The organism is Mesorhizobium sp. M0145 (assembly GCF_040322355.1).
In the GTDB taxonomy this organism is placed as follows: domain Bacteria; phylum Pseudomonadota; class Alphaproteobacteria; order Rhizobiales; family Rhizobiaceae; genus Mesorhizobium.
Window position 1 is genome coordinate 26,767 of record NZ_JAMYTK010000035.1, and the last position, 15,960, is coordinate 42,726.

At 61.7% G+C, this 15,960-nt stretch carries 22 protein-coding genes; 4 read left to right on the forward strand and 18 right to left on the reverse strand.

The window, feature by feature from the left end:
- Positions 1-3: 3 nt before the first annotated feature.
- The 5 genes from NKJ28_RS30030 to NKJ28_RS30050 form a co-directional block, all read right to left on the reverse strand.
- Positions 4-1,077 carry an ABC transporter ATP-binding protein gene (locus NKJ28_RS30030; RefSeq protein WP_352458307.1) on the reverse strand — a complete coding sequence of 358 codons (1,074 nt, stop codon included), beginning with the start codon at positions 1,075-1,077 and terminating at the stop codon, positions 4-6.
- A gap of 1 nt (position 1,078) precedes the next feature.
- Positions 1,079-2,170, reverse strand: a complete 1,092-nt coding sequence (locus tag NKJ28_RS30035; protein WP_352638179.1) for an ABC transporter ATP-binding protein — start codon at positions 2,168-2,170, stop codon at positions 1,079-1,081.
- Positions 2,167-3,126, reverse strand: a complete 960-nt coding sequence (locus NKJ28_RS30040) for a carbohydrate ABC transporter permease (RefSeq protein ID WP_352458309.1) — start codon at positions 3,124-3,126, stop codon at positions 2,167-2,169. The genes NKJ28_RS30035 and NKJ28_RS30040 overlap by 4 nt, the downstream gene beginning before the upstream one ends.
- The gene (locus tag NKJ28_RS30045; protein WP_254820511.1) at positions 3,123-3,983 is read right to left on the reverse strand and encodes a carbohydrate ABC transporter permease; all 861 of its coding nucleotides are present in this window, start codon (positions 3,981-3,983) and stop codon (positions 3,123-3,125) included. Before NKJ28_RS30045 ends, NKJ28_RS30040 begins: the two co-directional genes overlap by 4 nt.
- A gap of 78 nt (positions 3,984-4,061) precedes the next feature.
- Entirely contained in the window at positions 4,062-5,675 is a 1,614-nt protein-coding gene (locus NKJ28_RS30050; RefSeq protein ID WP_352458310.1) for an extracellular solute-binding protein, read from the reverse strand.
- A 372-nt stretch (positions 5,676-6,047) separates the two neighbouring features.
- On the opposite strand from NKJ28_RS30050, the gene NKJ28_RS30055 reads away from it, so the two are divergent.
- Positions 6,048-7,079 (forward strand): LacI family DNA-binding transcriptional regulator, encoded by a 1,032-nt coding sequence (locus tag NKJ28_RS30055; RefSeq protein ID WP_352571254.1) that lies wholly within the window; start codon positions 6,048-6,050, stop codon positions 7,077-7,079.
- 172 nt (positions 7,080-7,251) lie between these two features.
- Positions 7,252-7,470, forward strand: coding sequence for an SIP domain-containing protein (locus NKJ28_RS30060; RefSeq protein WP_352458312.1), 219 nt, complete (start codon positions 7,252-7,254; stop codon positions 7,468-7,470).
- Here NKJ28_RS30060 and NKJ28_RS30065 read toward each other — a convergent pair.
- From NKJ28_RS30065 to NKJ28_RS30075, 3 genes are all read right to left on the reverse strand, one after another.
- On the reverse strand, positions 7,467-7,889 hold the full coding sequence (locus tag NKJ28_RS30065) for an aconitase X swivel domain-containing protein (protein ID WP_023675772.1): 423 nt from the start codon (positions 7,887-7,889) through the stop codon (positions 7,467-7,469). The genes NKJ28_RS30060 and NKJ28_RS30065 overlap by 4 nt on opposite strands.
- Complete coding sequence (locus NKJ28_RS30070; RefSeq protein WP_352571255.1) at positions 7,886-9,136, reverse strand: aconitase X; 1,251 nt, start codon at positions 9,134-9,136, stop codon at positions 7,886-7,888. Before NKJ28_RS30070 ends, NKJ28_RS30065 begins: the two co-directional genes overlap by 4 nt.
- A gap of 184 nt (positions 9,137-9,320) precedes the next feature.
- Positions 9,321-9,572 (reverse strand): hypothetical protein, encoded by a 252-nt coding sequence (locus NKJ28_RS30075; protein WP_023675770.1) that lies wholly within the window; start codon positions 9,570-9,572, stop codon positions 9,321-9,323.
- Between the two features lie 273 nt (positions 9,573-9,845).
- Between NKJ28_RS30075 and NKJ28_RS30080 the strand changes: the two genes are divergently transcribed.
- Entirely contained in the window at positions 9,846-10,178 is a 333-nt protein-coding gene (locus NKJ28_RS30080; protein WP_023675769.1) for a hypothetical protein, read from the forward strand.
- 211 nt (positions 10,179-10,389) lie between these two features.
- Here the strand turns inward: NKJ28_RS30080 and NKJ28_RS30085 are convergent, their stop codons facing one another.
- The 9 genes from NKJ28_RS30085 to NKJ28_RS30125 form a co-directional block, all read right to left on the reverse strand.
- A complete protein-coding gene (locus tag NKJ28_RS30085; RefSeq protein ID WP_352614491.1) occupies positions 10,390-10,716 on the reverse strand; it encodes a hypothetical protein in 327 nt (108 codons plus the stop codon).
- Complete coding sequence (locus NKJ28_RS30090; RefSeq protein ID WP_352614490.1) at positions 10,713-10,892, reverse strand: hypothetical protein; 180 nt, start codon at positions 10,890-10,892, stop codon at positions 10,713-10,715. The genes NKJ28_RS30085 and NKJ28_RS30090 overlap by 4 nt, the downstream gene beginning before the upstream one ends.
- The gene (locus tag NKJ28_RS30095; RefSeq protein WP_352638181.1) at positions 10,889-11,395 is read right to left on the reverse strand and encodes a type II toxin-antitoxin system VapC family toxin; all 507 of its coding nucleotides are present in this window, start codon (positions 11,393-11,395) and stop codon (positions 10,889-10,891) included. Before NKJ28_RS30095 ends, NKJ28_RS30090 begins: the two co-directional genes overlap by 4 nt.
- The gene (locus tag NKJ28_RS30100) at positions 11,388-12,242 is read right to left on the reverse strand and encodes a hypothetical protein (protein WP_352614488.1); all 855 of its coding nucleotides are present in this window, start codon (positions 12,240-12,242) and stop codon (positions 11,388-11,390) included. Before NKJ28_RS30100 ends, NKJ28_RS30095 begins: the two co-directional genes overlap by 8 nt.
- An 8-nt stretch (positions 12,243-12,250) precedes the next feature.
- Entirely contained in the window at positions 12,251-13,180 is a 930-nt protein-coding gene (locus NKJ28_RS30105; RefSeq protein WP_352614486.1) for an IS1595 family transposase, read from the reverse strand.
- Positions 13,181-13,342: 162 nt separating this feature from the next.
- Complete coding sequence (locus NKJ28_RS30110) at positions 13,343-13,576, reverse strand: DUF2934 domain-containing protein (RefSeq protein WP_352594170.1); 234 nt, start codon at positions 13,574-13,576, stop codon at positions 13,343-13,345.
- Between the two features lie 86 nt (positions 13,577-13,662).
- Positions 13,663-13,875 carry a hypothetical protein gene (locus NKJ28_RS30115; protein WP_352594171.1) on the reverse strand — a complete coding sequence of 71 codons (213 nt, stop codon included), beginning with the start codon at positions 13,873-13,875 and terminating at the stop codon, positions 13,663-13,665.
- 121 nt (positions 13,876-13,996) lie between these two features.
- The gene (locus NKJ28_RS30120; protein WP_023675766.1) at positions 13,997-14,302 is read right to left on the reverse strand and encodes a DUF1236 domain-containing protein; all 306 of its coding nucleotides are present in this window, start codon (positions 14,300-14,302) and stop codon (positions 13,997-13,999) included.
- Positions 14,303-14,644: 342 nt separating this feature from the next.
- Positions 14,645-14,941, reverse strand: coding sequence for a hypothetical protein (locus tag NKJ28_RS30125; RefSeq protein WP_023675765.1), 297 nt, complete (start codon positions 14,939-14,941; stop codon positions 14,645-14,647).
- Positions 14,942-15,108: 167 nt separating this feature from the next.
- Here NKJ28_RS30125 and NKJ28_RS30130 point away from each other — a divergent pair, with 167 nt between their 5' ends.
- Entirely contained in the window at positions 15,109-15,384 is a 276-nt protein-coding gene (locus tag NKJ28_RS30130) for a hypothetical protein (protein ID WP_023675764.1), read from the forward strand.
- 51 nt (positions 15,385-15,435) lie between these two features.
- Here NKJ28_RS30130 and NKJ28_RS30135 read toward each other — a convergent pair whose 3' ends face one another.
- Positions 15,436-15,735 (reverse strand): hypothetical protein, encoded by a 300-nt coding sequence (locus tag NKJ28_RS30135; protein WP_023675763.1) that lies wholly within the window; start codon positions 15,733-15,735, stop codon positions 15,436-15,438.
- Positions 15,736-15,960: the final 225 nt, after the last annotated feature.

A 15,960-nucleotide genomic window follows, 5' to 3' on the forward strand; every position in this document is an offset into this window, starting at 1 on the left:
CCGTCATCGTGCCAAGGCTCCCCCGCTCTGTCCGAAATAATGCACCCTGCCCGGCTCGCAGGATATCACTACCATCGCGTCCGGCCTGATGTCCGGCTGGCCGCGTAACAGCGCCCGCAGACGCGTCTTTCCGGCGGCGAGCGTCACAACGGTGTAGCCGCCGAGCGGCTCGACCTCGAACACTCGCGCCGGGCGGCCCGCGCCCCCCTCCGGCATTCCACCCGACCAAGACCTGACCTTGATGTCTTCCGGCCTGAGCCCGATCTCGACGGCATCGGCCGGCGCAGCCTTGTCCGCGACGCGGATCGTGCCTTCCGCCGCCTCCACGCCTTCCGCGCCGTGCACCGACTTCAATATATTCATCATCGGCGACCCGAGCAGCCGCGCCACATAGGTGCTGGCCGGCCGGTCATAGATCTCGGCCGGCGCGCCGATCTGCCTGATCTTGCCGTTCTCCAGAATGGCCATTCGGTCGGCGACCGACATCGCTTCTTCCTGGTCGTGCGTGACATAGATCAGCGTCTTGCCGAGCTCGCGCTGGATGCGCTTGAGCTCGACCCGCGTCTCCTCGCGCAGCCGGGCGTCGAGCGCCGAAATCGGGTCGTCCATCAGATAGGCGGCGGGATCCCGCACCAGCGCGCGGGCAATCGCCACGCGCTGCCGCTCACCTCCGGAAAGCTGTGCCGGCGGCTTGTGCAGGATATGGCCGATATGCAGCTTGGCCGCGACATCGGCGACGCGCTTTTCGATCTCGGCTTCGGCGACCCGGCGTTCGACCAGCGGAAAGCGGATGTTGTCGCGCGCGCTCATATGCGGAAACAGCGCCAAATTCTGGAACACCATGGCGACGTTGCGCTCGGCCGGCGACACCGTGTTGACCGGCTTTCCGCCGATCAGGATCTCGCCCGCGTCCGGGGTTTCCAGCCCGAGCACCAGGCGCAGTATCGTCGACTTGCCCGACAGCGGCGGCCCGAAGAAGCAGAAGAACTCGTTGTCGTTCACCGCGAACGACGCATCGTCGACGGCCAGCGTGCCGCCATAGCGTTTTGTCACATTACGGAAAACGATGTCGGCCATCTCAACCTGCTCTCAATGCAAGACCGGAGGCGGCGTCGAAGACGCGCACCGCCTCCGCCGCAGGCGCGACGACGGCTGTCTGCCCGATCGCCAGCCCGACATCATTGTCGAACACCGCCTTCACCGCAGTCTCGCCGTCGCCAAGGTGGATGATGGTGCGCGCACCGATCCGCTCGACGAAACTCACCGGCATGGACAGGCCACGGCCACCTTCAGCCAGCGTCACCTGCTCCGGTCGAAAGCCATAAAACACCTCGCCGCGCATCCTGCGTACGGCATCTGCGATCTCGACCGGCAGCGGCGGTGTCACGCCGAGCGGGCCGAGATCGATGACCAGACCACGGTCGCTTTCCGCCGGCCTGCCCTTGAGCAGGTTCATGCCCGGCGCGCCGATAAAGCGGGCGACGAAGACATTGGCCGGATTGTTATAGACCTCGAGCGGCGTGCCGACCTGCTGCAGCACGCCGTGGTCCATCACCGCGATGCGGTCGGCCATGGTCATTGCTTCAAGCTGATCGTGGGTGACGTAGACCATGGTCTGCCGGAACTGCCGCTGCAACTGCTTCAGTTCGGTCCGCATCACTGCCCGGAAGGCGGCGTCGACATTGGAAAGCGGCTCGTCGAGCAGGAAGATCGCCGGCTCCATGATCGCCGAACGGCCGATCGCCACCCGCTGCAATATGTTGACCGACAGTCTGTCCGCCTTGCGGTCGAGCAGCGGCGTCAGTTGCAGCATCTCGGCAATGGCGCCGACACGGCGGCCGATCTCGGCCTTTGGTGCGCCGCGCATTTTCGGCCCGTAGGCGAGGTTCTGCCGCACGCTCATATGAGTGAAGATCGCATAGTTCTGGAAGACGAAGCCGACGCCGCGCCGCCCCATCGGCACGCCGGCCATGTCGCGCTCGCCAAACAGGATCTTGCCGCTGGTCGGCCCTTCCATGCCGGCGATCATATTCATCGTCGTCGACTTGCCGCAGCCAGACGGCCCGAGCAGCGCCATGAACTCGCCGTCGGCAATGGCCAGGTCCATCGTCTTCAGCGCGGTGAAGTCGCCGAATTTCTTGACCAGGTTCTGCAGGTGGATGGTGCTCATGCCGCCACCTCGCGTACCCGGGCCATGCGTTTCATTGCAAACACCGCAGCGATGGACAGCACGATCAGTATGGCCAGCGCGATTGCCGCCACATAGCCCCAGATCAGGTCCTGGGTGGTGAGCTTGTAGATGTAGACGGAGATGGTTTCGGTAGCGACGCCGGGACCGCCGCCGGTCATGATGTAAAGCGTGTCGAATATCTTGAAGTTCTCGATCACCCTGATCGCCAGCGCGATGATGATGATCGTCTTCATCTTCGGCAGCACGATGGTGACGAAGCGCTGCCACGGGTTGGCGCCGAGCAGCGTCGCCGCCTTGATCTGGTCGTCGGGCACGCCGACCAGGCCGGCAAGCAGGATCAGGAACATCAGCGGCGTCCACTGCCAGATGTCGGCGACCATGACGGCGATGAGCGCCAGCGTCGGGTCCGACAGCCAGGCGATGGTGACGGGAAAGCCTGAGATCGCCGACAGGATGTCGTTGACCGGGCCGCCTGACTGAAACAGCATGAAGAACATGTAGCCGGCTACCGCCGGCACCACCATCATCGGCATCAAGAGGATCGAGTAGAAGATCCGCTTGCCGGGGAACTCGTCGGCAAACAGTGTCGCGAGCGCCAAGCCGAGCAGGAACTCCGCCGGCACGCAGACGATCATGACGATGGCCGTGCGCTTCAGCGCACTCCAGAAGCGCGCATCGGCGGCAAGGTCGGTGTAGTTGGCGAAACTGTTCCACATCGACCAGGCGTTCCACCAGCCGGTGCCCGACAGCGGCGACCAGTCGGTCAGGCTGATGTAGAGCTGCATCAGGAGCGGGAAGACGGCGATGAACAGCACCAGGATCTGCGCCGGCAGCGTCAGCCGGAAGCCGAGCTTTGCGCCCTCGTCCGGCAGCACCGACGCCGCTTTGGAGGCTTGCATGTCGCCCTCCGAAATCGTCGCAGTCACCGCGCTCATTGCTTGAGCGCCCCGAAGGTCAGTCCGCGCACCAGATGGCGCTGGATGGCGATGCCCATGATGACAGGCGGCACTGCCGCTATCAGGCCGAGGGCTGCCTTGGCGCCGTAGAGCTGTCCGGTCATCGATGAGGACAGCGAGGCCATGTAGACGGGGACCGTCACCCATTCGCGCGTCGTCAGAAGCAATGCAATCAGATAGTCCGACCAGTTGAGGATGAAGACGAACAGCGCAGCACTGGCCAGCGGCGCGCGCATCATCGGCAGCGTGATGCGGGTGAAGACGCGCCACCGCGAGCAGCCCTCGACCAGCGCCGCTTCCTCGATCTCGCGCGGCATGTCGTCGAAGAAGGTCTTCATCAGCCAGAAGGCGAAAGGCAGCGTGACGATGCCGTAGATCAACGACAGCCCCCACCAGCTGTCGGTGAAATTGAGGAAGGCCCACATGATCATCACCGGGGTCATGACCGCCATCGGCGGAAACAGGCGAAGCTGGATCAGCGCCAGCGGCAGGTTCTGGCCCGAGCCGAAGCGCGACAGGCCGTAGGCCGCCGCGGTGCCCGCCGACATGGCGATTGCCGTACCGAATGTGGCCGACAGCAGCGACGACAGGATCGGCTTCAAAGCTGTGCGGTCGAGCGCGACGATCAGATTGTTGGTCGATTCACCGAAGACGAAGCGGAAATTGCTGAGTGTCGGGTTCTTCGGCCACCAGGTCAGGTCGGCGCCGGTCGCCGACCATTCGGCGATCGGCTTGAACGCCATCGACACCATCCACAGGATCGGCACCAGCGTCACCGCCATCGCCGCAAGGATCGCGGCATAGCGGAATATCTCGAAAGGAACTGAACGCTTCATCTTGCGGCTTTGCTGGGTCCTTCGTTGCCGAGGGGAAGAGCGACCGCTCCTCCCCTTCTTGGTAGGATCCTGGAAGGATCAGGCGATTGGATCGAGGACGGTCGGCCAGGCCTCCTTGTTGGTCTTGATGGCTTCGAGAAGCTTCTCCTCGCCGGTGCGGCGGGCAATCTTCTTCCACTCGGCCTCGGTGTCGGCCATCGCCTGCTCGGCTGTCTTGGCCTTGGTCAGCGCGGCGACGAGGTTCTCGTCCAGCGCGTTGTGGAAGGCGGTGGCGCCGGGATAGTTGATGGTGGGCACGGTGCGGGCGACCGTCTCGCGCACCACGTCCATGTGGTAGGCGTGATAGGTCTGGCGAACCAGCGGATCCGAGAAATCCGATAGTCGGAACGGATCGAAGTAGCCGCCCGGATTGGCAGTCATCCAGGCGTAGATGCGGCTTGAGCCCAGCCACTGCAGGAACAGGTAGCAGGCCTCCGGATTCTTGGCTTGCGAGGACACCGACGCCGACAGATTGAGCCACAGCACCGACCGGCTGACCAGCTTGCCGTCGATTTCGCGGCCGGGCGGCAGCATCGAGCCGATCTTGCCGGTGACAGCTGAATCCTTGTTGCCGGCATTGTCGAGGAATTTCGGCAGATTGGAGAAGGCGCAGGTCATGGCCGCGCCGCCCTTGGCGAAATTGCCGTACTGCTCCGGCCAGCCCCAGGAGATCGCGTCCGGCGAATGGTGCGAAAGCGAAGCGATGTACTCGCTGGTCGCCGCGATACCTTGCTCAGAATTGATCAGCGGCTTGCCGGTATCGTCGAACAAGAACTGATTGGGCGAAGCCATTGAGACATAACGCTGATACCAGTTGGTGTAGCCCCAGCCCTGGTTGCGCAGATCGGTCGAGCCGAACAGGCCCTTGTCCGGGCGCTGGAAGAAGGCCGCGATCTCGTCATGCTGCTTCCAGGTCTTCGGCGCCGCCAGTTCATAGCCGTATTTGTCGGAGAAGGCCTTCTTCTCGTTTGCGTCGCCGAACAGATCGGTACGGTAGACCCATGTCTGGAAGTCGCCATCCAGCGACACGCCGTAGGTCGAGCCGCGATACTGGTTGAGCAGCGAGACGCCCTTGGCGCCGTCGACATAGCCGCGCTCGGGATCGTCCCATTCCGGCTTGTATTGCGCGACGAAGTCGTCGAGCTTGAGGATGCCGCCGGTTTCGGCGAGGTCGCCAAGGCGGTTCCATTCGACCGCGTAGATGTCATATGCCCCACCCTTGGTGGAGATGTCCTGCATCGTCTTGGTGAATTCCTGGCCGTTTGGCACACCGACGATTTCCAACGGAATGCCGGTTTCCTTCTCCCAGAGATCCTTGATCGACGGCGCGCCGGCCGGAAACGGCTGGGTCAACTGGCCGATCGAGCCGTCGGACAGGCCAAGTACGATCTTGGCCGGCGCCTTGCCGGCGCCCTTCATCGCCTTGGCCGCCTCGATGGCGCGGCCCTCGGGCGTGTCGGCGCCATACTGGTAGCGCTCCGAGCCGTCGAAGCCCGTCGGGCCACCGATCATGCCGGGCGCCAGGGCATCGGCCGCATAGGCACGGCTTGGGCGAATGAATTTCGGTGCAATACCTGCGGCGGCAACAAGGACTGCCGCCTTTCCACCGGACGCCAGCAAACGGCGCCGCGACACGCGGATCAAATTCGACATTGGAACTCCTCCCTCAGGGCCTTGTTCCTCCACGGCCCTTATGATGGATATTGACGGCACTATACGAAGGCTGTCAACATCATAAATAATCAATACACCTCATAACATCTCATGGGAGGGGAAGAATGGCGTTTGTAAAGGCTCTCATACTGAAGCCGGTGCTTGAATTTGAGGGAGCCCGGCTGCCCACCTCCCCGCTTTGGTCTGCTTGGGCATTTTGGTGTAGCGCGGCGGCTTGCGCATCGGCCAAGGCCGGTTACATCATTTCCCATCAGAATCGCGGACGGCGATGAAGCCGCTCTCCGACGGTGGACCCATGAAATGCGTGATCTCGATGCGCCCCTGGCGCGTTTTGGAATGAGGTGATCGACAGTGCGGTCCACCCTGACAGACATAGCCCGGGAGGCCGGCGTTTCGGCCGCCACGGTCGACCGTGTGCTCAACAACCGCGCCGGGGTTCGGGCGCGCACCCGCGAGGTCGTGCTCGAAACGGCACAGCGGCTTGGCTATATCGCTGAAAATTCGAACAATCCGAACCAGCGCAACGCGGTTACTGGCGAGGTCATACGGCTGGATTTCGCCCTGCCCGCCGGCACCAATTCCTTCATCAAGATGCTGCACCGCCAGATCGAGGCGCAGGCGCAGGCGCGGCCGGACCTCGACGTCCGCGTCGCTACCATCGAAGGCTTCAATCCGGACCGGCTTGCGCGTCTGCTGCAGGAACTGCACGGGCAGACGCAAGGCGTCGGTGTGATCGCGCTCGACCATCCGACGGTCCGCGAGGCGATCCGCTCGCTTTCGGCCAGCGGCGTCAGGGTCGTCACCATCGCTTCCGACATCCTGCATGTGCCGCGGGTTGCCTATATCGGCATCGACAACCGCGCCGCCGGCCGGCTCGCCGGCTACCTTCTCAACCGCTTCATGGGTGCCGGGCGTCCGGGCAAGGTCGCGCTGTTCGCCGGTTCGCTCTCCTACCGCGGCCACGAGGAGCGCGAGATGGGCTTCCGCCACATACTGGCGGAAGAATCGCCCAATCTGCAGATCGTCGAGATGCGCGAGATGCTCGACGACCGGGAGAAGGCCTATTCGGAGGCCTCCGCCCTGCTGGACCGGCACCCGGACCTAGCCGCCATCTACAATGTCGGCGCCGGCAACACCGGCATCGCCCGCGCGCTAAGGGAACGCGGGCGTGCACTGTCAACGGTCTTTCTCGGCCATGAGGTAACGGAGGGCACCAAGGAGCTCTTGCTCGACGGCACGCTCGACGCGGTCATCGACCAGAACCCGCGCGTCGAAGCCCGCGAAGCGCTCAACACCTTGACCCATGCGGTCAGGGGCTTGCCTTACGAACTGCACCAGCCACGGCTGCAAGTGATCTTCAGGGAAAGCATCCCGGAGATCTGAAAGAAGGGCCGAAGCCGATCATAGATGCGCCGCCCAATACGAACAGCGCCTTCGTCTCCGCCGCCGGCGACGACCGTCTCGGCGGCCAGTGCCTTGAACCCGCAAGACGGCGCAAGGACAGACACGCCATCGGCAGCATAACCGTCATGCTGCCCGATCGAAACCAGCGCATGTGCCCGCGCCCGCTATCACTGCCGACCATGCCATTTCGCTCCTGTGGGTAAGGTTGCTCGCATGGCCGACCGGTTCGGCATTCGGCTGGTTCGCGGCCGAAGCGGCAGCCGCCACGACGGTGCGCGAACACTGGCGCGGCACGCTGGCGCTCGGCCGCAACGAAACACTGGCGGCAGCCTACTGGCGGCGGGGCGCGGCGGGACTGATGGCCGGCTAGAGCTTGCTCACCATCGCTTGCGCATCTTCGCCCAGACCGATTGCGATCCGGTCGCCGGAGACAATGCCTGACATGTCGCAGACAACCAGCGGCATGCTGATTTCGTAGAGGAATTCGGCAACGATGGCGCCGACGGCAAGGATCGGGTCCGGCCGCTCCAGGATAATGCCGGCCGGCGCCGTGCCTCTGCGGATCGCTTCGGCTAGAACCGAAGACGAGGACGACGACCCTCGCCCGCTCGGCATCACCAGGATCTTGCCGGCGATATTGCCGCCCAGGTCCGGATGCGAATGGTCGATGATGTCGCCCGTTTCGACGTCGATCCCGCCCCAGAAGCTGAGCGCCTGCGAAAGCACCAGCGCTGGGCCTTGTGCCGAGCCGGAAAGGTGGAATGTACCGGTTCTGGCCGGCGTCTTCATGGCGCGCCTCGCACGACGCGGCCGGCCGCAGCCGAGCGGACGCAGTCTTCCATGTCACCGAAGGCCACCGAGACACCGATATTGCCAGGTGCGTAATGCGCCCATTTGCCCGAATTGGTCATCACCACGCCATCGAGACGCTCGAGGATCGACGTGACATAGGTGCAGGTGTCGGTGACCGGAACGAGGCCGAAGGCTTCCATGCCGGCCAGTGCGCCTTCGTCCTGCAGCCGCGTCAGCGTCGCGCGCCCTGTGTTGACATAGATTGGGACACCCTTGCCTGGACCGACTTCGCGCAGCAGCGGCAACAGGCGCATCCACTCTTCATGGGAGAAATGCGGCGTGCCTAACGACACGGCTGCAAGCTGCACGCCGTCGGGGACGCTCGACAGCCTGGCCAGCGCATGGTGGATGTCAGCGCGAGAGATCCGGATTTTTTCCTCCGGCGCCAGGCCGTGCAACGCCTCATCCGGCGTCTTCGCCTCCGGCGTGATGCCGACGGCATGAAACAGCGCCACGGCACCCGTCGTTGCCGCCGCCGCCCCCAGCGCCTTCAATTGGTCCTCGTCGCGCGGCTGCGGCAGGCCCGATATGACAGGGATGCGGTCGCGAGCCCTTTGCCCGATGATCAGCCCGACGCCGACAAACAGAGCGTCGCTTGGCTCGAAAGCAGCGTCAGTCAGCTCGAACAGGACCTGGCCTCGTCGATTTTCACTCAGATGCAGCCCCCATGCCGGCGCGCGCCCGGTCATTGCGCAGCACAAATCGATAAAATCGCCATAGCGGTTGGTCCGCGCCCCGATCACCGAATTGGCAAAGACGATGGCGTTGGACTCACCCCAGGCGATCTGCTCGCCGAACCTTGGCCGGAACCGGGTCTGATAGGGTGCGCAGGTGAAGGTCGCCTGGCAGCCGAGTTCCAGATGCGCCTTCATCAGGCGTCGCGCCGGCGTTTCTTGCGACACCGGCATCTTCACCAATCCGGGATGGATGAGGTCGAACGAACCGACGTTCAGCGTCGTCGGCACCCGAACGCGGCCGCCGCCCTCGATCAGCATTTCGACGAAATCGAGGCTGGCCTGGCCGTGATAAAGGCAGCCGTCGATATGGGCACCGGCAATGTCCAGCAATTTGCGCGCGCCGACCGCCTTCGCGAAAGCGACCAGGATCTTCATGGCGGCAGCCGCTGCCGAGCCTTGCTCGCCATGCAGCATCGACTGGTCGCCGGCCGTCAATTCCAGCGTCATCGGCAAATTCCCGAGCCCACACTATGCCGATCGAGCACTCCCTGATTGCGGAGCGTCTGGCAAGACAGAGCTTTGGATCTCTTCTACTTCGCGGCGATCAGCGGACCAGACGTTCACAGCTCATCGCGAAGCAAGAGAGTCGCGAAGCACGGTCGCAGAGCGGGCGATCGCCGCGGAAACGACGCTATTCCTTCTGGGGCACCCCGTCGACTGCCCCGTCGCCATCTGCAGAATGCGGCAGGATGCCGAAGTCGCGCGACTTGGTCCCATGCGCCGCCGTCAGGAAACCATCGGCTGTGAGGCCTCGCCTCAAAAGTTCCCGTACCGCGGCCGACCGGCTCGGCATGCGCTTGTCGAAGCGCCAGTTCTCCAACGCCGCCAGTTCATCGGCGGTCAGCATGATCTGCAATCGTTCCGGGCGTTCCAGTTCGGACATCTCGGCCTCCAGTCATACCAGGCTAAAACTAGCTGAGTTAGCATGTTCCTAATTCTTCGTAGAGTTAGGTATGTTGGCAGAGTACGTCAAGATCTCCAGATGCGTGATCCGTGCAGAAATCCAATGAAGCGGATCAAGCATCAGCCGCACAATCGACAAAATACACTAACTATTTGATACTAAATGATTTTTCAAGATTTTCGCTTGTCAATCGCCGACTCTGGGCGCATGGTGAAAGCGAGGGATAAACCGCTCCTGAAGGGAAGGTTTTCCATGCGCTACGGATTTTCGGTTCGCCTGCACGAAGACGTCAGTTCCCGAGTTCGGGCTACATTGCGGTCCGGGATTGCCATCAATCTGACTGCTGTCGCCGAAGCCGCGCGACTGCAGAACCTCGCCGAGAATGTTGCGCGCGAAGACATCGAATGGCTCGTCATGCAAGCAGCCCAGCTCTACGGGGCGGCTATCGAGTTCGACGGCTTCGCGGAAACCGATCTGGCGGAGTTTGCGTGCCCTCAGCTGATGCAAAGAAGCCCCGCCGTGGGCTGGGACGCCTTGGAAGACGGAGCGTCCGCTTCGCCGGATCCTGGCCGTCAAACACACTGAGGCGCGTGCTCGTGTGAGCCCCGCCCTGCTGCCGCCACGTGCAAGGCGGTAAGTAGCCCGCCATTGGGATGGCGGGCTTGGCGCCGACGAATCTCGCGCCTGAATATGAGCTCTGCACTGGCAGGCACGAGGAATGGCTGTTGCCATTGCCTGGGCAGGGCAGTTCCGCCGTGACCGGACCGATCCGGACAAGGCGGGGCGATTATGTACTTTACAAACAGGGAGGTCTGAAGACGCGGGTAGCCCCCTCTTCGGGGTCGATCACCAACACAACGTTTTCTGGGTTTTGCCAAGGCAGCGACATCACGTAGGCCGCAAAGTCGTCTTCGGAGAAATGGTTGAAGCCGCCGCCAGCTACAAACATTTGCGGATGCTTGCTGCCGCCAAAGCTAGCCTCGACGCTGTTAAGTTGTTGGAAGGGGCCGGCGCGCTCCGCTAGCCACTCCTGTATGCGCTCGAAAAGAACGGGCTGACCGTTCGGGCTCGAACAATCTTCAGCAATAGATGTACAAAGCACCACACCGCTGACGACGCTCATCGTGCCTTCTTGCCCTTCGGCTTTTGCTTGTGGTCAGCCGGGGTACGCGCCAGCTTGCCCATTAGGGCATCGGCATCGGATTTCCCTTCGTCCGCTTCAATCTCGCGCGCCTTCTCTATGAACGCGCGCGACTGTGTTGCGTCATCCCGCTTTGCGGACTTGTGCTTCGCGGTCATTGGGCGCCCTCAAATATATCGTGCTGCGGCTTAGGTGGCTTAGGCGTTGGTTTTGGAGGGCAGATTTTCAGCGGCTTGCCATCAGCGCGGTTCACCTTACCGTCCAGCTTGAGCAAATCGGCGCCATCGAACGTGTGCATCTCATCGACGTTCAAGGCCAGCGCCGTTGCCAAATGGATGCCATCGGAGGGCTTCTTGCATTCGGTGTGATGTCTCATAAGCCTTCGACAGGCGACACCAATCTTTTCGTCAACGACGACCGCGCGAATCCATCTTTGCCGCAGCAACAATTCGATTTGCTTATCGCCATCCTCAGAAAGCGGCTTGCCGGCGTCCTCGCACTTCGCCTTGAAGACCTCCGCAAAGGTGAAGAATGGCGTGTAGATCAGTACGTCGCCGGCTTCGGCTTCCTTCCACACTGCGGCACAATTATTCAGCTTGCCCGGCTCCTGGTTTATGAGGCCGAGAAACGTACAGGAATCCCAATACACTCTTTTAGCCAAGCCGCCCTTCGTGCAATTGCTCTAAATATTCGTGAGGGTCCATCCCCGCCGTAAAATCAGGATCAAGTATCGCTTCCAAATTCACAAGAGGGGCAAACTCAATTTCCCGCACTTCGACCGCGTCTATGGTCTGCAATTTTCCGCCGGCGATGTAGTTGAGCCGCCCATGTACCCCAAGGGTTTTTCCCTTCCAAATATCGCTCATGGAATGCTCGTCACCGAACCTTTCGATTAGGTCTCTGGAAAGAGTGCACCAGATGAAGCCATACATTTCGTTTTTGATCTGGATAGCCTCTCTATTGCGATAGCGACCAGCCGCAAGCATCACGCCTTCAATCTCGCCGAACGACTGTCGCGGCACTAGATCTTGCTCGAAATCCATCACGTTGAAAGCATCAAGCGTGTTGATACCGGCTTTCGCCTGATCGGGCGTGATCGAGATCACGTCACCGTCTTCAAAATCAATATAAGTCTCACCGATGCCGTTTAGATTTCTGGCGAAGATGCCTTTGGCAACAGCGAAGGTATCGTGCGTCATCCATTCCGGAGGAGTGCCGCGCGTCATGAGGCTCCGAAGACCTTGCGAGACTTCGGCTTTGACGCGCTTAGCCATGGCCGACACATTGACCGAAGGATTGGACGCTTGCGCAACGGCAACGACAGTAAACGGGCTATTGGTGCTGGCTTTCTCCAGCCTCCACTCAAAACGCGAGTGCGGGTCGCCCATCGACTGCTGAGCGGCCTCAAATAGCTTCATGTGGTCGAGAACCTGCTGCATGGCGTCGGTGACGCTCAGCAACTTTTCGTCGGAGACGGTGGGGTGCACCGTTATGACGACACGGTCCATTTTCTCGCCTATTCCGCCCCGACGCCCGATGAGTCCCGGTACTTCAGTCGTTTTCCAACGATGCCAGCCATAGCCCTTACCGTCCGGTTGTTGTCATCGACGCCAAGCGCGATGCGGTTGCTGTAGCGAAAGTCGAATTCAGCAAGATAGCGGTGCAAGTGCTGCTCACCGCAATGCTGATAGATGCCCTTCATGCCACGCTTGAAGATCGAATAGTAGCCTTCCACGGTATTCGTATGCACGTCACCGCGAACATACTCGTCTTTGGAGTGCGTGACAAAATCGTGAGAGGCGAAATCCTGACCGGCGCGGCGATAGATGCCGGACTCGTCAGTCATGAGCGCGCTTTCCCGCGCGATGTTGGCGCGAACGATCGGCATGACATTGCCCATGCGAGCGGTATCGACATGGAAGGAACGAGCGCGACCGCCACGTTCGACCAGCGTAACGACAGAATTCTTGTGAGCGCCGCCGCCACGCTTCACCGGAGCGCCTTTCAGGCGGCCGATGTAGGTTTCGTCAACTTCGACCTGTTTGCCATCGCCGCCCATTGGGGACAGCACCCCGTCACGCATAGCCTCACGCAAGCGATGGAACATGAACCACGCGGTCTTGTACTGGACCTGCAAAGTCCGATGCAGTTGGTGAGCGCTGATACCCTTCTTGCTGGACGCAAGAAGGTGCGCCGCTTGCCACCACTTGTGCAGCGGCACATGGCTTGATTCGAACACCGTTCCGACCTTCACGGTGAATTGCTTCTTGCACTCCAAGCAGCGGCGAAGGCCGGTGCGAGCGGTTGGGCCAGAGACTCGGGTAATGCGCGCCTGTTCGCAGTTGCCGCACTTCGGGCAAATCGGACCTTCGGGCCAAACAATCGCTTCCAGCCGCTCAAAAGCAGCTTCTTCGTTGTGGAAATGTGGCTCGGAAAGGACGCTCATAACCCGGATTCCTACTGTGGATTCAAGGTATCAGGCATCGCCGTGTTTGTAAAGTACATAATCGCCCAAGGCGGCCGGGCCTATACCATGAACGTAGCCTATAATGGATCTGAATTCTGCCGTTTGGACGCGTTCAATCCAAGTCTGCCTAAATCCGCTCGTTCACGCTTTGCGTGGTCGCGCCTTGGGTTTGCTTCCGTCCTTGGTGACGGGCGCCGGCTTAGGCTGGCGTGCTTTCGGCTTCGGCCGGCTGGCGGTCTTCTCTTTCGCGGCGATTTCCGTGTCGATTTCTGTGGTAGCCTGATCCCAATGCTGCTGATGCGCCCCATCGGGCCTGCCTGCCTGTTCCCAGATCGCGTGTGCCCGCTGGCGAATCCGTTCCTGCCTGTCCGTCACTGATACCTCCGTCGGCTCGGTTCATGCGTAAGCAACGCTGTTCTAGCTGAAATTTCGACCCGCGTCTTGAGGCGCAGGCAACACCGTCATTGAGCCTCTCTGTCACACAGGACAGCGACGCCAAGGAGCGCCGCCTTCTTGATGATCAGCCCTTCAAGGTCGGCGTCCGAGCGCTCGGTTCCGGTGCGTTCGCGCAACAGTGCTATCGCCGCCTTCATCGACAGCAGGCCATCGCCTCGTTCAGCAAGCAGTTTGTCGACGGCGGCGGCCACGTTGACCGGCTCGACATGCGGCAGCATGGGAATGGCTCCTTTCCTTGTTTCGAGACGGCGGCTCCATCCCGATCGCGCGGGATGGAGCTCTGATTTGGTTATTAGACCGTGACCTTTCCAAACCCGGTTCGCGGTTTGGCAACGCCGATCACTCGATGACCTGCACTATCTTGCGGGTGCCTGGGTCGACGAGCACGGTGCGATTGCCGACGACGACGTATCTGTACCGCACGTCTGGAACATCGATCGGTTGCAGCTCGACCGTATCGGGCAACGTGGAACCGATATTGAGCTCCACCCCCAGAAGACTGATCGACGCAAGCGGGTGCTTGTGGACGTATTCGCGGATGACCGTCTGCTGTTCGGGCGTGACAATCACCTGGTCCGCGGTGGCCACGCCGACGCCGGCAAGCAACGCCAATCCCGCCGCAGCAGGAACAAGGTGGATTTTCATCGTCTACTCCTGTTGTTACGGGCCTCGCCCTTACAATTGCGACGCGGCATTCCGGTCGAAGCGGCGAACCCTCTAGGCAAACGCCCACGCCACCTTGTTGTTCCGTAAGTGGCGGCTAATCGAACACCGGTGAAGTGCCCGCGCGATGCGGCGAATGGACTGCGAATGAACTGCGGTGGCCCGCGTCGCAAGACGCGGGCCGATCGGTTTCCCGATCAGCAGCGATACCGGAGGGGGGTGATATCTACTGCGTCTGAAATAACATTTAGGACAAGCTAATGTTCCTAAGCGAGTGCAACAAACCTGCCGGCGCAAGCGGCGCGAAGTTGCCGCTCGTCGCTGCTACTGCTTTGGCGGCTGTGGCGGCACCTCGCCGGGCTTGATCACCGGGGTCTTGCCCTCATCCGGCGGTGGCGCCGCCATGCCCTGATCGCCCGTTGGCGGGGGCTTCAGCACCCCACCGCATGGCTCGAGCGTATCGGACAAATTGTTGCCGGCCGGCTTCTGCTGCTCGCTGTTCTTGTCGGGCAGCTCGACTTTGCAGCGGTCGGATTGCGCCTGTTCGCCCGGCTGCGCGGCCGCCGGCACCGCCAGCAGCAGCGCACCTAGCATATACGGCAAGAAAATGAGCGGTCTCATGTCGAGCTCCTTTCGCGCCAGTATCTTCTGAATGTGAAGGCGGGCAGGCGCGATTGGTTCCGTCGTGCGGCAATGCGCCCGGACCGCAGCGGCCCGGAACCGGCCGCCAGACTTATGAGTTCAACCACTGAGCCAATTCAGGGCCCCTGACATTATGGAGAACCGCGATGAAACCGCGCAGGAAAGAACGAACCGACGACGAGACGGAGAGCCCGACGATCCAGCAGCAGGACTGGGACGCCATCCGGAGCGGGAGAATCCTCCCTGACGGCGTGCCGCAAAACGGCGATATTCGCTACGACGTCGAGAAAAGCGGCGAACTGCCGGAGGAGGACGACGATAACGCTTACCAGGAAAGCGACGAGGCCTTGCCGGACGACACCGATGAACGCGTCATTTCGCGCGATCTCCAACGGGAAGGTGGTCCTTTCGACGAGGAATGAGCCACCGCCTTCCGCATTCTGCATCGGCGGTCGGATGAAAAACCCTTGCTTTCAGTCCGGGAGGTCGAAGACCGGATCCTGGCAGCGATAGACCGGACATTGACCGTCACGCGTCTTGATATAAGCGGCGCGCGGCACCTGCGGCCAGTCGCATTCATTGCCGAATTGGCGGACGTATCGATCGTAGGTGTTCTGGCCGGTGGTCAGCACCACCGAGCGATGCCTCTGGATCAGAAGCTGTGTCTGTTCGCACGTCATCGCGCGGCTGTCCGGCCGGGCGTGGGCCGTCGCGGCAAACAGAAGCGCCCCGGCTGTCAGGACTGCCGCTTGTGTCAGGACCTTGGCAAGCATGACACCATCTCCCATGCCTAACGCGCATCTTGGTCGGGCAGCGCCGGATCGAGCCGCCCTGTCGCGAAAGAAAGATCGTACAGAATGCGAGGGAAAATGCAAAAAGCCCGGCCCACCATTTGCGGCGGGGGGCGCGAAAAGGACGTCAGTTATTAGTGGGTGGTGTGGGAGTCGCGGAATAAAATGGAACGGGGCAACAGAGCCACATGTCTCTGCGAATCCGGG